The 16,141-nt window shown below is 62.9% G+C and carries 15 protein-coding genes; 8 read left to right on the top strand and 7 right to left on the bottom strand.

The genetic code is table 11. From position 1 onward, the window contains the following. Nucleotides 1-40 precede the first annotated feature (40 nt). The 3 genes from AC1DWQ_RS03235 to AC1DWQ_RS03225 are packed head-to-tail and all read left to right on the top strand — an operon-like array spanning nt 41 to nt 3,085. Entirely contained in the window at nt 41-1,003 is a 963-nt protein-coding gene (locus AC1DWQ_RS03235; RefSeq protein WP_477668340.1) for an aspartate carbamoyltransferase catalytic subunit, read from the top strand. Between the two features lie 16 nt (nt 1,004-1,019). After that, nucleotides 1,020-2,327 carry a dihydroorotase gene (locus AC1DWQ_RS03230; RefSeq protein ID WP_477668339.1) on the top strand — a complete coding sequence of 436 codons (1,308 nt, stop codon included), beginning with the start codon at nt 1,020-1,022 and terminating at the stop codon, nt 2,325-2,327. A gap of 14 nt (nt 2,328-2,341) precedes the next feature. Next, entirely contained in the window at nt 2,342-3,085 is a 744-nt protein-coding gene (locus AC1DWQ_RS03225; RefSeq protein ID WP_477668338.1) for a lysophospholipid acyltransferase family protein, read from the top strand. Nucleotides 3,086-3,109: 24 nt separating this feature from the next. Here AC1DWQ_RS03225 and AC1DWQ_RS03220 read toward each other — a convergent pair whose 3' ends face one another. After that, nucleotides 3,110-4,189, bottom strand: coding sequence for an ABC transporter ATP-binding protein (locus tag AC1DWQ_RS03220; RefSeq protein ID WP_477668337.1), 1,080 nt, complete (start codon nt 4,187-4,189; stop codon nt 3,110-3,112). Nucleotides 4,190-4,313: 124 nt separating this feature from the next. Here AC1DWQ_RS03220 and AC1DWQ_RS03215 point away from each other — a divergent pair, with 124 nt between their 5' ends. Beyond that, a complete protein-coding gene (locus AC1DWQ_RS03215; protein WP_477668336.1) occupies nt 4,314-5,924 on the top strand; it encodes an ABC transporter permease in 1,611 nt (536 codons plus the stop codon). A gap of 65 nt (nt 5,925-5,989) precedes the next feature. Here the strand turns inward: AC1DWQ_RS03215 and AC1DWQ_RS03210 are convergent, their stop codons facing one another. After that, nucleotides 5,990-6,202 (bottom strand): hypothetical protein, encoded by a 213-nt coding sequence (locus AC1DWQ_RS03210; protein WP_477668335.1) that lies wholly within the window; start codon nt 6,200-6,202, stop codon nt 5,990-5,992. A gap of 134 nt (nt 6,203-6,336) precedes the next feature. Here AC1DWQ_RS03210 and AC1DWQ_RS03205 point away from each other — a divergent pair, with 134 nt between their 5' ends. The 3 genes from AC1DWQ_RS03205 (at nt 6,337) to AC1DWQ_RS03195 (ending at nt 9,057) form a co-directional block, all read left to right on the top strand. Continuing rightward, complete coding sequence (locus tag AC1DWQ_RS03205; protein WP_477668334.1) at nt 6,337-6,558, top strand: CsbD family protein; 222 nt, start codon at nt 6,337-6,339, stop codon at nt 6,556-6,558. A gap of 69 nt (nt 6,559-6,627) precedes the next feature. Further along, on the top strand, nt 6,628-7,200 hold the full coding sequence (locus tag AC1DWQ_RS03200; protein WP_477668333.1) for a hypothetical protein: 573 nt from the start codon (nt 6,628-6,630) through the stop codon (nt 7,198-7,200). 441 nt (nt 7,201-7,641) lie between these two features. Then, a complete protein-coding gene (locus tag AC1DWQ_RS03195) occupies nt 7,642-9,057 on the top strand; it encodes an MFS transporter (RefSeq protein WP_477668332.1) in 1,416 nt (471 codons plus the stop codon). On the opposite strand, the gene AC1DWQ_RS03190 is transcribed toward AC1DWQ_RS03195, so the two are convergent. The 5 genes from AC1DWQ_RS03190 to hutU form a co-directional block, all read right to left on the bottom strand. Continuing rightward, nucleotides 9,054-9,866 carry an ABC transporter ATP-binding protein gene (locus AC1DWQ_RS03190; RefSeq protein WP_477668331.1) on the bottom strand — a complete coding sequence of 271 codons (813 nt, stop codon included), beginning with the start codon at nt 9,864-9,866 and terminating at the stop codon, nt 9,054-9,056. The two genes, AC1DWQ_RS03195 and AC1DWQ_RS03190, sit on opposite strands and share 4 nt — an antisense overlap. Next, nucleotides 9,863-10,642 (bottom strand): ABC transporter permease, encoded by a 780-nt coding sequence (locus AC1DWQ_RS03185; protein ID WP_477668330.1) that lies wholly within the window; start codon nt 10,640-10,642, stop codon nt 9,863-9,865. The genes AC1DWQ_RS03190 and AC1DWQ_RS03185 overlap by 4 nt, the downstream gene beginning before the upstream one ends. Before the next feature lie 193 nt (nt 10,643-10,835). Continuing rightward, nucleotides 10,836-11,792 carry an ABC transporter substrate-binding protein gene (locus AC1DWQ_RS03180; protein WP_477668329.1) on the bottom strand — a complete coding sequence of 319 codons (957 nt, stop codon included), beginning with the start codon at nt 11,790-11,792 and terminating at the stop codon, nt 10,836-10,838. 53 nt (nt 11,793-11,845) lie between these two features. Beyond that, nucleotides 11,846-13,384: a histidine ammonia-lyase gene (gene hutH / locus AC1DWQ_RS03175; protein ID WP_477668328.1), complete on the bottom strand. Its 1,539-nt coding sequence runs from the start codon at nt 13,382-13,384 to the stop codon at nt 11,846-11,848. A gap of 84 nt (nt 13,385-13,468) precedes the next feature. Next, nucleotides 13,469-15,175: a urocanate hydratase gene (gene hutU / locus AC1DWQ_RS03170; RefSeq protein ID WP_477668327.1), complete on the bottom strand. Its 1,707-nt coding sequence runs from the start codon at nt 15,173-15,175 to the stop codon at nt 13,469-13,471. A 225-nt stretch (nt 15,176-15,400) separates the two neighbouring features. On the opposite strand from hutU, the gene hutC reads away from it, so the two are divergent. After that, nucleotides 15,401-16,111, top strand: coding sequence for a histidine utilization repressor (hutC, locus tag AC1DWQ_RS03165; protein WP_477648331.1), 711 nt, complete (start codon nt 15,401-15,403; stop codon nt 16,109-16,111). Nucleotides 16,112-16,141: the final 30 nt, after the last annotated feature.

The following is a 16,141-nucleotide window of genomic DNA, read 5'->3' as shown; positions in this document are numbered from 1 at the left end:
CCACCCCCAAAAAACCAAGAGACCCCAAGGAGTCCATCACATGCTGTATCGACGAAATCCGCAACTCAACAAAAACGGCGAGCTGATCCACCTGCTGTCGATTGAAGGCCTGCCCAAGGCTACCTTGACGCAGATCCTCGACACCGCCGCCAACTTCGTCAGCGTCAACAACCGCGAAGTCAAAAAAGTCCCGCTGCTGCGCGGCAAGAGTGTCTTCAATCTTTTCTTTGAAAACTCCACCCGCACCCGCACCACCTTCGAAATCGCCGCCACGCGGCTGTCGGCCGATGTCATCAACCTGGACATCGCGCGCTCATCGGCCTCCAAGGGCGAGTCGCTGCTCGACACCATCGCCAACCTGAGCGCCATGGCCGCCGATCTTTTTGTGGTGCGTCACAGCGAATCGGGCGCACCCTACCTGATTGCCCAGCACGTCGCACCGCATGTGCACGTCATTAATGCCGGCGACGGCCGCCACGCGCACCCCACGCAGGGCCTGCTCGACATGTACACCATCCGGCACTACAAGAAAGATTTCAGCAAGCTCACGGTCGCCATCGTCGGTGACGTGCTGCACTCGCGCGTGGCGCGTTCCGACATCCACGCACTCACTACGCTGGGCTGCCCCGAAGTGCGCGTGGTCGGCCCCAAGACCCTGGTGCCCGCCGACATGGCGCAGATGGGCGTGCGTGTCTGCAATACGCTTGAAGAAGGTATCAAGGATGCCGACGTAATCATCATGCTCCGGCTGCAGAACGAACGCATGTCCGGCGCGTTATTGCCCAGCAGCCAGGAGTTCTTCAAGAGCTTCGGCCTCACCACCGAAAAATTAAAACTGGCCAAGCCCGACGCCATCGTCATGCACCCGGGGCCCATCAACCGCGGTGTGGAAATTGATTCCGCCGTTGTCGACGGCACGCAGAGTGTGATCCTGCCGCAAGTGACTTTTGGCATCGCAGTCCGAATGGCGGTGATGAGCATCGTTGCTGGGAATGAAGCCTGAACGCGGAGAAAAAAGAATGAAAATACTCATCAAGAACGGCCGCGTCATCGACCCGGCTTCCAAGTTCGACGAAATCTGCGACGTGGCAATTGCCGCGGGCCGCATTGTTTCGCTCAAAAGCAACCCCGCCGATTTCGCACCCAACAAAACCATTGACGCCACTGGCTGCGTCGTGGCTCCTGGCCTGATCGACCTGTCGGCCCGTCTGCGTGAGCCCGGCCACGAGCACGAAGGCATGCTCGAAAGCGAACTCGCCGCGGCTGTGGCCGGCGGCGTCACAAGCCTGGTCTGCCCGCCCGACACCGACCCGGTACTCGACGAGCCCGGCCTCGTTGAAATGCTCAAGTTCCGCGCCGAGAAGCTGCACCAGTCGCGCGTGTTCCCGCTGGGTGCGCTCACGCGTGCGCTCAAGGGTGAGACGCTGACCGAGATGGTCGAGCTGACGGAGTCGGGCTGCGTAGGCTTCAGCCAGGCAGAGGTGCCGCTGGCCAACACGCAAGTCATGATGCGCGCCCTGCAATACGCCTCGACCTTCGGCTACACCGTCTGGCTGCGCCCGCAAGAGATGTACCTGGGCAGCGGCGTCGCTGCCAGCGGCCCGCTGGCTACACGCCTGGGGTTGAGCGGCGTGTCCGTCGCCGCCGAAACCATCGCGCTTCACACCATCTTCGAGCTGGTGCGTGCCACCGGCGCGCGCGTGCACCTGTGCCGCATCAGCAGCGCCGCAGGCGTGGCACTCGTGGCCAAGGCCAAGGCAGAAGGCCTGGCCGTGACTTGCGATGTCAGCATCAACAGCCTGCACCTGACCGATGTGGACATCGGTTACTTCGACAGCCGAATGCGGCTGGACCCGCCACTGCGCCAGCAGCGCGACCGCGACGCCATCCGCCAGGGCCTGGCCGACGGCACCATCGACGCGCTGGTGTCTGACCACACGCCTGTTGACGAAGACGCCAAGACTTTGCCCTTTGCCGAAGCCGAGCCGGGCGCCACAGGGCTTGAGTTGCTGCTGGGCCTGGCCTGCAAATGGGGTACTGACAGCGATGCTGGTCTGCAGCGCGCACTGGCGGTGCTTACGAGTGAACCCGCGCGGGTGCTGGGCAATGCGCTTGGCACGCTGCAGGCCAGCGCGGGGCAGCTCGTTAAAGGCGGCGTGGCCGATATCTGCATATTTGACCCCGCCGGTGAATGGACAGTCGAGCCCGCCGCCTTGCGCAGCCAGGGCAAGCACACACCGTTCTCGGGCCACCAGATGCCTGCGCGCGTGCGCTGGACGATCGTGGGCGGACAGCTCGCTTATGAAGCTCCTGACGCTTCACACTGAGGCGCTGCTTCCGTATGAAATGGCTTCACTTTTGTGGGACCTTGTTGCGCGCCATCGTGCATGCCGTCCAGGGTTTCTGGACGATCAAGACTGCTTTCCCCAAACTTCCCCAGGCTGAGCAGGAGGCCCGCGTACAGGCATGGGCCGGGGCCATGCTGTGCATCGTGGGCATTGAACTGGTGGTCAATGGCACGCCGCCGGCCACCGGCCCGGTGTTGCTGGTGGCCAACCATATTTCGTGGCTGGACATCCTGGTGATGCATGCCTCGCGCCATTGCCGCTTTGTCTCCAAGGCGGATGTGCGGGACTGGCCCTTTGTGCGCACGCTGTCAGACGGCGCGGGTTCCCTCTACATCGAGCGCGAGTCGCGGCGCGATGCTCACCGCGTCGTCACGCAAATGGCGGACCGCCTCCGCGCGGGCGACATCCTGGCGGTGTTCCCTGAAGGCACGACGGGCGACGGCATCACCCTCAAGCACTTTCACGCCAACCTTATCCAGGCGGCCATTGAAGCGTCTGTGCCGGTGCAGCCGGTGGCACTGAAGTTCATCGACGCCGCCAGCGGCGCGACCAGCTTCGCCCCCAGTTATGTGGATGACGAAACCCTGGTCGGATCGATTTGGCGCACCCTGACTGCGCCGCCGCTCAAGGCGGTCGTTACCTTTGGCGAGGTGCAGGCCCCGCAAGGCCAGACCCGCCGGGTGTGGGCGCAGGCGCTGCGGGAAGATATTGAGCGTCTGAGGCAGACGCAAGGGTAAAGTGGCCGGCGGAGCTAAGCGCGGCTAGGGCGCAGCAACGGTTTCACGGGGAAAGGTCACCACATGGTCGACCTCGGCACGTATGCCTATCCACTCGCCCAGCGCATGGTTGTGGTGCGACGGCACATGCGCCATCACCGTCTCGCCCGTCTGCAATTTGAGCGTGTACAAAAACTCCGAGCCGCGAAACGCCTTGCGCACGATCTGCGCTTTCACTGGTGCGTTGTCGTCATGCACGATGTCGTCGGCACGCAGCAGCACATCGCACAAGCCGCCGGCGTACGCCCCGGGCAGCGGACACTCCAGCATGTCCGTCAGGTCACCCAGCGCGGTGTGCACCACCACGTCGTCGCCGCGCTGCTCGATATGCGCTTGTGCGAATACCCCGTGGCCGATGAAGTCAGCCACAAATCGGGTGGCAGGGCGGTGGTACAGCGCATAAGCCTCATCCCACTGGTGCAGTTTGCCCTGGTGCATCACGCCGATGCGGTCCCCGATGGCAAAAGCTTCGAGCTGATCATGCGTGACGAACAGCGCCGTCGCGCCGGCCGCCTTCAGGATGCCGCGCACCTCGTGCGCCAGGCGCTCGCGCAGGTCCACGTCCAGGTTGGAAAACGGCTCGTCCAGCAACAGCAGGCGCGGCTGCGGCGCCAGCGCGCGGGCCAGTGCCACACGTTGCTGCTGGCCGCCCGAAAGCTCATGCGGAAAGCGCTTATGCACATTGCCCAGGCCGACCAGCTCCAGCACGTCTCCGACGCGCTGCTTGCGCTGAGCGGGCGTCAGATGAGTGAGCCCGAAGGCGACGTTGTGCGCAGCATCAAGGTGCGGAAACAGCGCGTAGTCCTGAAACACCATGCCGATGCGGCGGGATTCGGCCGGCACATGCAAGGCGGCGGTGCTCACCACATCCTTTGCCAGCGTAATGCTGCCAGCATTGGCCCGTTCAAGGCCAGCCACTGCGCGCAGCAAGGTGGTTTTGCCGCAACCTGAAGGCCCGATCAGAACCCCGATTTCCCCGGCCTGAAGGCTGAACGACACGCCGTCCACGGCGGGCTTTGTGCGACCGGCGTAATGCACGCCCAGCTGGGAGATATCCAGAAACATGCAGGTAATTGTAGATGCTTACAATTCTCATTTGCAGTGACTGACTGCAAAAGCGTGGCGAACGCAGGCGGGGGCAGGGCTCCTTCCCGCGAGAGGCCTTTTTGCTGAGGCTTTCCGGGGCTCCATGTTTCGCCGATATTTCCCTTCTGTTGTGCTGTTTTTGCTGGTCGGGCTGCTGACGCTGCCGGTGTTGGCCGTGGCTCTGTCCTGGCTGCAGTTCAACGGCGAAGCGCAATCCATCCTGCTGCAGATGCTGCAGACCGTGCTGCCCGACTACACCCGGACATCGCTGACGCTGTGCCTGTGTGTGGCGTTCGGTGTGGCGGTGGTAGGCATGGCGACCGCCAGCACGGTCACCTTGTTTGACTTCCCGGGGCGCCGGGTGTTTGAGTGGGCCCTGCTGCTGCCGCTGGCCATGCCGGCCTATGTGTTGGCCTATGCGTATACCGACTTTCTCCAATACGCCGGTCCGCTGCAGACCTGGCTGCGCGCCAGCTTCGGCCTGCAGGGCCGGCTGCTGCCCGAGGTGCGCAGCCTGGGTGGTGCCGTACTGGTCTTCACCGTCGCGCTCTACCCCTATGTGTACCTGCTTGCGCGCACGGCGCTGTCTGAGCGCGCCGTGCACCTGATGGAAGCCGCACGCCTGCTGGGCGCACCGCTGTCGCGCCGCATCCGTGGTGTGGCGCTGCCGCTGGCGCGCCCCGCCGTGGCCGCCGGCGTGGCGCTGGCCCTGATGGAAACTTTGGCCGACTTCGGCGTCTCCAGTTATTTCGGCATCCAGACCTTCACCGCCGGCATCTACAAGGCGTGGCTCTCGATGGACAACCGCATCGCCGCGGCGCAGCTGGCGACCGTGCTGCTGTTCTTCGTCGCGCTGCTGCTGTGGATAGAGCACAGCGCGCAAAAGCGCATGCGCTTTGCCACCGGCCGCGGCGCGCGCGCCGGCGCGCAAGACGCGGCCCCCGTGCAGTTGCGCGGCCTGCGCGCCGTTTCGGCCTGGCTCGTGTGCGCCGTGCCCATCGCGCTGGGCTTTGTGTTGCCGGTGCTCTTTATGCTGCGCCCGCTGGTGCTGGGGTGGGACAACCTGCTTTGGGACAAATTCATTGGCTGGACGCTCAGCAGCATTGGCCTTGCAGGCTTGAGCGCACTGTTGGCCACCGCGCTTGCCTTGGGCCTGGCCTTTGCGGTGCGCCGGCAGCCGGGCCTGCTTACCCGCGCTGCCGTGCACCTGGCGGGTCTGGGTTATGCCGTGCCCGGCGCGGTGATTGTGGTGGGCCTCCTGCTGCCCGTGGGCTGGTTGCAGGCCGCTGCGCCGCAGACCAGCGCGGGCTATTGGGTCACCGCCACCATCCTCGGTGTGGTCTGGGCTTACCTGGTGCGCTTCAGCGCCGTGGCACTGCAAAGCCTGCAAAGCGGCTACTCGCGCATCCCGGCCAGCTTTGACGACAGCGCGCGCATGCTGGGCACCAGCGGCCTGGGCATCCTCAGCCGCGTTCATTGGCCGCTGCTCAAGCGCTCGGTGGCGGCAGCGGGCCTGCTGGTGTTTGTCGATGTGATGAAAGAGCTGCCCGCCACGCTGGTGCTGCGGCCCTTCAACAGCGACACCCTGGCCGTGATCACCTACCAGCTCGCGCGCGACGAGCGGCTTGGTGAGGCCGCCTTGCCCGCGCTGGCGCTGGTGCTGGTGGGTTTGCTGCCCGTCGCGCTGCTCAGCCGCACGCTGCGGTCAAAGTAAACGCAACCAGGCACTTCCCGTCAGCCGCACTCAGGCCTTGGCCTTGATGTAGCGGTATTCCTGCATCAGGCCGCCAGAGCCGCAGGCTTCGCCACGGGCTGCGATTTTTCATCTTTGGTGTCGCTGCCGTCCACCACCTTGATGTCGAAATAAAAACAGTTCTTGCCCTGGCCGGCGTGCCATGCAGTTACGTTCCGGCCAGGAAGCCGTTGCGAATTTTGTTGCTTTTCTTCGCGCAATGGCACGTTCTCGCAGCGCGGCGCCGAGCCTGTAAGCATGAGCCTACGCTCATCAAATACGGGGGCCTACGGTGGGAGAAAAAGAACGAGCGTACGGTGTGAACATGCCGCCCGGACGACATGGGACATAAGTGCGACGGGCGAATTTATCAACTGACGTTCAGGAGAACACCATGAACAAGGACCGCGTGGAAGGCAACTGGCTTCAATTCAAAGGCAAAGTCAAAGAACAGTGGGGCAAGCTCACTGACGACGACCTCGATGTAGTCGCCGGCAAACGCGACCAGTTGCTGGGCCGCATCCAGGAGCGCCACGGCCTCAGCAAGGATGAGGCTGAGAAGCAGGTCGCCGCCTGGAAAGACCGCAACCCGACCGATTTTTTTGAGCGCTATTGATCCGCCGTTGAGCGTTCCAGCGTCCATCCATAACCAATCCATAACTCCAACTCATCCAAAGGAAAATCCATGAAAACCAAATTACTGATGCTGACCGCTGTGATGTCCTGTGCTTTTGCCGGCCAGGCCCTGGCTATGACCAAAGAGGAACATAAAGCCGAGAGCAACCGCATCTCGGCCGACTACAAAGCCGGCCGCGACAAGTGCGCCACCTTGAAAGACAATGCCAAAGACATCTGCGTGGCCGAAGCCAAAGGCGCTGAAAAAGTCGCCAAGGCCGAACTGGAAGCCCAGTACAAGCCCAGCCCGCGCAACACCGAAAAGGTGGCCCTGGCCAAAGGCGATGCCGCCTACGACGCCGCCAAGGAAAAGTGCGACGACCTGAAAGGCAATGAGAAGGACGTTTGCGTGAAAGATGCCAAAGCGGCCCACGTCAAAGCCAAGGAAGACGCCAAGGTCGCCAAGACCTCAGCCGACACCAGCAAGAACAAGACTGAAAAAGTGACCGAAGCCAAGAAGGACGCCAGCGCCGAAAAGCGTGAAGCCGACTACAAAGCCGCCAAGGAGCGTTGCGATGCGCTTACCGGCGCCCCGAAGGACACCTGCCAGAACGACGCCAAGGCCAAGTTCGGCATGAAGTAAGCGGCGGAGCCTGCTACCCGAGGGTGGCAGGCCTTCCTCCAGAACGGCGCGTGAAACCGCCGGAATCACCCGGGATGCCGAGGCATCACCGGGTTTTTTCGTTTTGCCCTCCTGTTGCGCCTCTCTTGCTTCACCCCGCTTGTTCGCCCGGTTCCTCATTTGCTATTAATTCAGGAGCTGCTTGCGCAATATACATAAGGGCTTCGGCTACTTTTTTCATAAGAAATCAGCCTGCTGGTGGTGCGGGCGTGACGGCGCTTGTAGAGCCGCAGCCGGCTGCGCCACGGGGATGCGGCTGGCGTCGTCGGTTCCCCAGAATCCAAGGAGCACACTGGGACAGGGCGCCGGCTCCGGCGTGCATCGGGGTCGCGCTCTTAAAATGAGAGCTTCGCGGCGGCCAGAGATTCAGCTGTTTGCCGCCCGCCACAACCAAAGGTCTCAATGCTTGTTCAGGATGGTTTGCCCGCTCGCGAACGCTTGCGTGCGTTGCTGGTCATCGTTCTCGGTATTGTCATGGCGGTGCTTGACGGGACCATCGTTAACCTGGCGCTGCCGGACATCGCCCGTGAACTGAACGCCGCGCCCGCCCAGTCCATCTGGGTCATCAACGCCTACCAGGTCGCCACGCTGGCGCTCTTGCTGCCGCTGGCCACATTAGGCGACATCATCGGTTACCGTCGCGTTTACCTGGCAGGCATGGCCGTGTTCACGCTGGCCTCGCTGCTCTGTGCGCTGGCTGATTCATTGACCACACTGGCGCTGGCCCGCGTGCTGCAGGGCTTGGGCGCGGCTGGCCTCATGAGCGTCAACACCGCGCTGGTTCGGCTCATCTACCCAAAACACCTGCTCGGCCGCGGCATCGCCATCAACTCGCTGGTGGTGGCCACCGCCTCGGTGGCCGGCCCGTCGATTGCGGCCGGCATTCTTTCCGTCGGTTCGTGGCCGTGGCTGTTTGCGCTCAATGTGCCGTTCGGCCTGATGTCGTTGTGGTGGGGTCGAAAGGCGCTGCCCGAGAACACCGCCAAGGCAGAGAGCCTCAAGCTCTCGCCGGTCGATGTGGTGCTCAACGCCCTGATGTTCGGCCTGGTGTTCCTGGGCGTAGACGGCCTGGGTGTACGCGTGGAAGCTGTGCCGGGTGCGGCATCATCCTTGTGGCTGCCGCTGGCCGAGCTGGCCGCCGGAATCGTCATCGGCGTGATCTACGTGCGCCGCCAGCTGGCCATGCCCGTGCCGCTATTTCCGCTTGATTTGCTGCGCATTCCCGTGTTCGCGCTGTCCATGGGCACGTCGATAGGCGCCTTCTGCGCGCAGACGCTGGCCTATATCTGCCTGCCCTTTTTGCTGCTGGGCAGCTACGGCTTCAGTCACCTCGAGGCGGGCTTGCTGCTCACCGCCTGGCCGCTGGCGATTGTGGTGACTTCGCCGCTGGTGGGCCGGCTTATAGGGCGCTATCCAGGCGGCCTGCTGGGCGGCGTTGGCATGGCCATGCTCTGCCTGGGGCTGGTGTTGCTGGCCGTGTTGCCCGCGCATCCGGCGCAGGCCGACATCGTCTGGCGAATGGCGCTGTGCGGCATCGGCTACGGCCTCTTTCAGTCACCCAACAACCACACCATCATCACCTCGGCGCCCGCACACCGCAGCGGCGGCGCCAGCGGCATGCTGGGCACGGCACGTTTGACGGGACAGACATTGGGCGCGGTTTTACTGGCGATGATTTTTGCCGTGTCCAGTCCCGGTGAAGGCGGTCAGGGTCCCTTGATCGCCCTTTGGCTGGCCGCTGCCTTTGCCGCCACGGCCGGTGTTTGCAGCGCCCTGCGCATGACGCAGGCAGCACGACCCAAAACTCAGACGGATTAAACGGCGGGCGCCTGCAGGCCCGCCGCCCGGTGCACTTCGACGCGGATTTCTTCGGTAAGTTTTGCCTTGAGATCCGTGAAAACCGGTGTCGTCTTTACCAAGTAATGCCGTGGATGCTCCAGGGGCACCGCAATGTCGCACTTGATGCGGCCTGGTCTTGCGCTCATGACGACCACGCGGCTGCCCATAAAGATGGCCTCATCGATGTCATGCGTCACGAACAGCACGGTTTTCTGCTCGGCCTCCCAGATACCTTGCAGCAGCTCCTGCATCAGCTCACGCGTCTGATGGTCCAGTGCGCCGAAGGGCTCGTCCATCAGCAGGATGCGCGGGTTGTTGGCAAGGGCACGAGCGAGTGCTGTGCGTTGTTGCATGCCGCCTGAAAGCTGTTTGGGGAAATGGTTCTCAAATCCCTGCAGTCCGACCTTCTTGATGAATTGGTGCGCGATATCGTGCTGCTTTTCCAGTGGCATGCCTTTTTCCCGCAGGCCAAAGCAGACGTTTTGCAAAATCGTGAGCCACGGAAAGAGCGTGTAGCTCTGGAACACCATGCCGCGGTCCGCGCCTGGGCCCGCTATGGGTTTGCCGTCCAGCACGATGGTGCCGCTTGTGGGAATGTCCAGCCCGGCGACCATGCGCAGCAGGGTGGACTTGCCGCAGCCTGAAGGACCGAGGATGGTGATGAAGTCGTTCTCGGCAACCGCGAGGTCGGTGGCTTGCAGCGCGACGGTGCCGGGGCCCTTGTTGGCGGCAAAGGTTTTCGACAACTGGGTGACGGTCAGGATCGGTGTGGAGGAAGAAGAAGTCATCGGCCTAACTGAGCCCACGGGAAAAGTTTTCTATTGAGCGCTTTAAACGCCAGGTCGGTGACCAGGCCGAATACACCAATGACGATGATGCCGAAGATGATCTGGTCTGTCGCCAGCAGTGCCTGGCTGTCGGTGATCATGTGGCCGATGCCGCTGGACGCGCCTATCAGCTCCGCGACGATCACATAGGTCCAGGCCCAGCCCAGTACCATGCGCAAGGTCTCGGCAATCTCGGGCGCTGCACTGGGCAGCAGCACGCGCACCACGATGCCGCGGTCGGCCGCGCCCAACGTGTAGGCCGCCTCGACCAGGTCGCGCCGCGTGTTGCCGACACTCACGGCAATCATCAACACCAGTTGAAAGAAGGAGCCGATAAAAATCACGGCGAGCTTCTGTGCCTCACCAATCCCGGCCCACAAAATCAGTAGCGGAATAAAAGCCGAGGCCGGCAGATAGCGTGCGAAGCTCACAAAGGGTTCAAAGAACGCTTCGACCGGTTTGTAGGCGCCCATCATCACGCCGAGCGGCACTGCCAGCAAGGCCGCAATCGCAAAGCCGCCCAACACCCGCCAGACCGTCATGCCGATGTCCTTGGCGAAACCCTGGTTGGCCAGCAGGTCGTAACCTGATTTCACCATGGTGATGGGGTCCGCCAGGAATGTCTTGGAGACATAGCCCCCCAGCGTGAAGATGGCCCACACGACAAAGAACAGGATGAAGAAGCTCACACCCAGCGCGATGCGCGCGCCGGGAGTGACAGGTTGGAGTGGTCTCATGCGCGTAACCTGGTAGCGGCGCTTGCCTTCGCCAGGGCCAGCGCGGAACCGGCTTTGCCGGGCCGCTGGTGGCGCCCCCTTGAGGGGCTGAGAGCCGCGGCTCCAAGCCTGCCCGCGCAGGCTTGGACGGCTCGGAAGAGCCGCCGCCTCTGGCGGCGGTGCGGAGCGGCCGAAGGCCGCTTCGGGGGGGAGCTCATTTGATGAACCGGGTGTCAGCCAGCTTGGTCATGTCTGGCAGCGACTTGATGATGCCGGCTTCGAGCAGCAGGTCAGCCGCTTCCTTGCTGAAGGCAGCATGCTCACCGGCAAAGAATTTCTGATTCGCCGCGCGGTCTTGCCAGCGCAGGTATTTGGAGGAGGCTTCAAAGGCATCGCCGGTCTGCTTCACGTCAGCGCCCATGATCTCGAAGCTCTTCTTGGGTTCCTTCTGGATCATCTCGACAGCCTCAAAGTAGCTGTCGGCCAGAGCCTTGGCGGCTTTGGGGTTTTCTGCCAGGAATTTGGGCGTGCAGCCAAATGTGTCCATCACCATGGGGTAGTCCAGCGTGGTGGCGAGGATCTTGCCAGCCTCTGGCTTGGCGCGCACCGCACCCAGGTAAGGCTCGTAGGTCATGGCGGCATCCACACCGTCGGTGCCGGCAATCATGGCGTTGGCCGCGGCCTGCGGCTCGAGGTTGACGATCTTCACATCCTTGGTGCTCATGCCGTTTTTCTTCAGCATCCAGGCCAGGGCGAAGTAAGGCGAGGTGCCGGGCGCGCTGGCGGCCACGGTCTTGCCTTTGAGGTCGGTGATCTTGGTGATGGCGGGTTTGACCACCATGCCGTCGGCGCCATAGCTCTTGTCGAGCTGGAAGATCTGCGTGGTAGCCACGCCGTTGGCATTCCACACCACCCAGGTTTCTACCGTGGTGGCGGCGCACTGCACATCACCCGAGGCAATGGCCAGGTGGCGGTCTTTTTGCGGAATCTTTTTGATGGAGACGTCGAGCCCGTTTTTCTTGAAGATGTTGGCTTCCTTGGCCAGTGTCAACGGGGCGAAGCCCGTCCACCCCGAGATGCCGACGGCGACTTTGGTTTCCTGCGCCTGGGCATTCATCGTGGCCAGTGCGGCCGAAGCGGCCAGCAGTGAAAAGGCAAGGTGCTTCTTCATGAAAGATTTCTCCTGTAGGGAACGGGTTGGGATATCGCTACTGTATGCAGGCTTCATGCCAGCCGCAAGGCCGTTAGCTCGGTGATTTGCGCTTCACCGGCCAGACCAATCAGCCCGCCCGCCACCAATTGGTGCACCTTCTCCATGTCGGGCGCAAGGCTGCGGTCATGCATCATGGCCGGCGAGACCTGGCGCACCAGTTGCAGCACACCCTCCAGCACGGTGGAACTCTTGAGCGGTCGCAGAAATTCAATACCTTGTGCGGCAGCCAGCAGTTCGATCGCCACGATGTATTCGGTGTTGCGCAGCATGGGTTGCAACCGGCGCGCCGCGAATGTGGCCATACTCACATGGTCTTCCTGATTGGCCGATGTTGGCAGGCTGTCCACGCTGGCCGGGTGGGCGAGTGATTTGTTCTCTGACGCCAGTGCTGCGGCAGTGACATGCACGATCATGAAGCCGGAATTGAGGCCCGGCTCGGGTGTCAGAAAGGCCGGCAGGCGCGAGGCTACGGTGTCGACCAGCATGGCGATGCGGCGCTCTGTGATGGCTCCGATTTCGGCGATGGCGACTGCCAGCGCGTCGCAAGCCAATGCGACCGGCTCCGCATGGAAATTCCCCCCGGAGAGCAGCGTTGCATCGTCAGCAAACACCAGCGGGTTGTCGGTCACGGCATTGGCTTCGCGCATTAGCACCTGCGTGGCGTAACGCATCTGGTCCAGGCAGGCACCCATCACCTGTGGCTGGCAGCGCAGGCAGTAAGGGTCTTGCACGCGGTCGTCGCCTTCGAGGTGCGAGCGGCGAATCTCGCTGCCCACCATGATGGCGCGGTAGGCCGCAGCGCAGTCGATCTGGCCCGGTTGGCCGCGCACGGCGTGGATGCGTGGGTCAAACGGGCCGTCGCTGCCGCGCGCAGCGTCCAGCGTGACGGCGCCCGAGATCACAGCGGCTTCAAACAGGCGGTCGGTGGCGAGCAGTGCATCCAGCGCCAGCGCGGTCGAGACCTGAGTGCCGTTGATCAGCGCCAGGCCTTCCTTGGCCGACAACTTCACCGGCGTGATGGATACCTGTTTGAGCGCATCACCCGCGGCCATGCGCTCACCTTGGTAGAAGACTTCGCCTTCGCCAATGAGTGGCAGGCACAGGTGGGCCAAGGGGGCCAGGTCGCCCGAAGCGCCTACCGAGCCCTGGCAGGGGATCACCGGCGTCAGGCCTTTGTTGTAGAGCGCTATCAGTGTATCGATCACGACTTCTCGCACACCGGAATAACCGCGTGCCAGGCTCGCGGCCTTGAGCAGCAGCACCAGTCGCACCACGCGCTCGGGCATGGGCTCGCCCACACCCACGGCGTGAGACCGTAGCAGGTTAAGTTGCAGGATTTCGAGGTCGGCCTGCGCTATGCGCTGATTGGCCAGCTTGCCAAAGCCGGTGTTGACGCCGTAGACGGCGGCACCACCCTGTGCCGCCTGCTGTACCAGGGCTGCACTGGCGCGAATGCCCGCTACAGCAGACAGGTCAATGGCGAGTGTTTCACGCCTGGTGTGGATTTGCCGAAGCTGGGACAGCGTGAGATAGCCAGGTTGGATGTTCATGAGGGAGATGTCCGGGTTTCGTCAAAGGGGGCGGCTATGCGCCGCCGGCCATACTGGCGCGTGGTTCGAGCGGAACGCCACGCTTCAGCGTCCCATCATGGGCAGGTTCAGCCCGTTGTCTGTGGCGCTTTGTTTCGCGATGTCATAACCCGCGTCGGCATGGCGCATCACGCCGGTCGCCGGGTCGTTGAATAGCACACGCGCGAGCTTTTCCGACGCCTCGGCAGTGCCGTCGCACACGATGACCACGCCCGAGTGCTGCGAATAGCCCATGCCGACGCCGCCGCCATGGTGCAGGCTGACCCAGGTTGCGCCGCTGGCGGTGTTGAGCAGCGCGTTCAGCAACGGCCAGTCGCTCACGGCATCGCTGCCGTCTTTCATGGCCTCGGTCTCGCGGTTGGGCGAGGCGACGGAGCCGCTGTCCAAGTGGTCGCGGCCGATCACGATGGGGCCTTTGAGCTCACCGTTTTTCACCATCTCGTTAAAGGCCAGGCCTGCCAGGTGACGCTCGCCCAGTCCTATCCAGCAGATGCGCGCCGGCAGGCCCTGGAAGGCGATGCGCTCTTCGGCCATGTCCAGCCAGCGGTGCAGGTGCTTGTTGTTGGGAAAGAGTTCTTTCATCTTCGCGTCGGTTTTTTGGATGTCTTCCGGGTCGCCTGAGAGTGCCACCCAGCGGAAGGGGCCGACGCCGCGGCAAAAGAGCGGGCGAATGTAGGCGGGCACAAAGCCGGGGTAGTCAAAGGCGTTTTCGACGCCGAAATCCTTGGCGACCTGACGCAGGTTGTTGCCATAGTCCACCGTGGGAATGCCCATTTCGTGGAAGGCCAGCATGGCTTTGACGTGCGCCACGCAGGATTCGCCAGCGGCTTTTGTCAGTGCGGCGTGCTGGGCAGGGTCTTTTTGCGCGGCGCGCCATTGCGCGACCGACCAGCCTGCGGGCAGGTAGCCATTGATGATGTCGTGGGCAGAGGTCTGGTCAGTGACGATGTCGGGGCGTATGCCGCCGGCTTTGGCGCGCTTGACCAGCTCCGGAACGATCTCCGCCGCGTTGCCGCACAGGGCGATGGAGACGGCTTCTTTGCGCGAGGTGTGGTGCTTGATCATCTCCAGCGCTTCGTCAAGGTCTTTGGCCTGCTTGTCGACATAGCGCGTGCGCAGCCGGAAGTCGATGCTGGACTGCTGGCACTCGATGTTGAGCGAGCAGGCGCCGGCAAAGGTAGCGGCCAGCGGCTGCGCGCCGCCCATGCCGCCCAGGCCGGCGGTCAGCACCCAGCGGCCTGCGAGATCGCCGTTGAAATGCTGGCGGCCGGCTTCCACAAAAGTTTCATACGTGCCCTGAACGATGCCCTGGGTGCCGATGTAGATCCAGCTGCCGGCCGTCATCTGGCCGTACATCATCAGGCCCGCGCGGTCCAGTTCGTTGAAATGCTCCCAGGTCGCCCACTTGGGTACCAGGTTGGAATTGGCGATCAGCACGCGCGGCGCGCCCGTGTGGGTGCGGAACACGCCGACCGGCTTGCCCGACTGCACCAGCAGGGTTTCGTCGGCTTTGAGTTTGCGCAGGGAATCAAGGATGGCGTCAAAGGCCGGCCAGTTGCGGGCTGCCTTGCCAATGCCGCCGTACACCACGAGCTCGTCAGGGTTTTCGGCGACTTCCGGGTCCAGGTTGTTCTGGATCATGCGGTAGGCCGCCTCGATTTGCCAGTTGGCGCAGGTAAGGGTGCTGCCGCGGGGCGCGCGCACGGGGCGGGCCTTGCTATCCAGAAAAGGGGTTTGGGAAAGATCGGACATGAGACTGCTCCGGAGAAGACGGGATAACAGGGGAATTTCACAGCACCAGAAAAAAGGAATCAACCGGCGACAGGATAAATCGTAGTTGTCTATACAACTTGTGTCAACTGCGGTAATCTATGGTTTGTGCGCAAAAGCCGGGCCGGCAACCCTGACCGGCCGATGAAAGGTCGGGACTTTTGCGGTGACAATGATTTTTTACACACGCGAGCACTCCGCTGAACCATGGCCACCACACCACTGCCTGCCTACGGTCAGGTCAAGGCATTCATCAAAAAACGCATCAGTGCCGGCACCTGGAAGCCCGGCGACCCGGTGCCCAGCGAAGCCGTGCTCATGGAGCAGTTCGGCGTGAGCCGCATGACGGTCAACCGGGCGCTGCGCGAGTTGATGGGCGAGGGCATGGTTACGCGCATCCAGGGCTCCGGCACTTTTGTGGCGGAGCTGCACCGCATTTCCTCCACACTGACCATTCGTGACATTCATGAGGAAGTGGTGGAACGGGGGCACGTACACACTTCGCGCGTGCTGCTCGCTGAATCTGAAAAAGCCAGCGCCGACCTGGCGCGCACCCTGGGCTTGCGGCCGGGCGGGCGGGTGTTTCACACGATATTGATTCACCTGGAGAACGGCGTGCCGATTCAGTATGAAGACCGATATGTGAACCCGGCGGCGGCACCTGATTATTTAAAGACCGACTTCACCCAGACCACACCCACCCACCATTTGCTCGAGCAGGCGCCGCTCACCGAGGCCAGCTATTCCATTGAGGCCTGCCTGCCCTCGGCGTTGGAGGCCAAACACCTGGACATCAAGCCCGCAGAGGCGTGCCTCGCCATGATGCGGCGCACCGTGAGCGGCAGCAACATCGCCAGTGTGGCGCGCCTGGTGTACCCAGGCTCTCGTTACAGTTTTGCCGGGAAGTTTCAGGCATGAGCCCGCCGGGCTGTCCCATGGGCTCATACC

The sequence above is a fragment of the Polaromonas sp. P2_G11 genome, from assembly GCF_056403595.1.
This window is presented reverse-complemented; position numbering and strand designations above follow the sequence as displayed.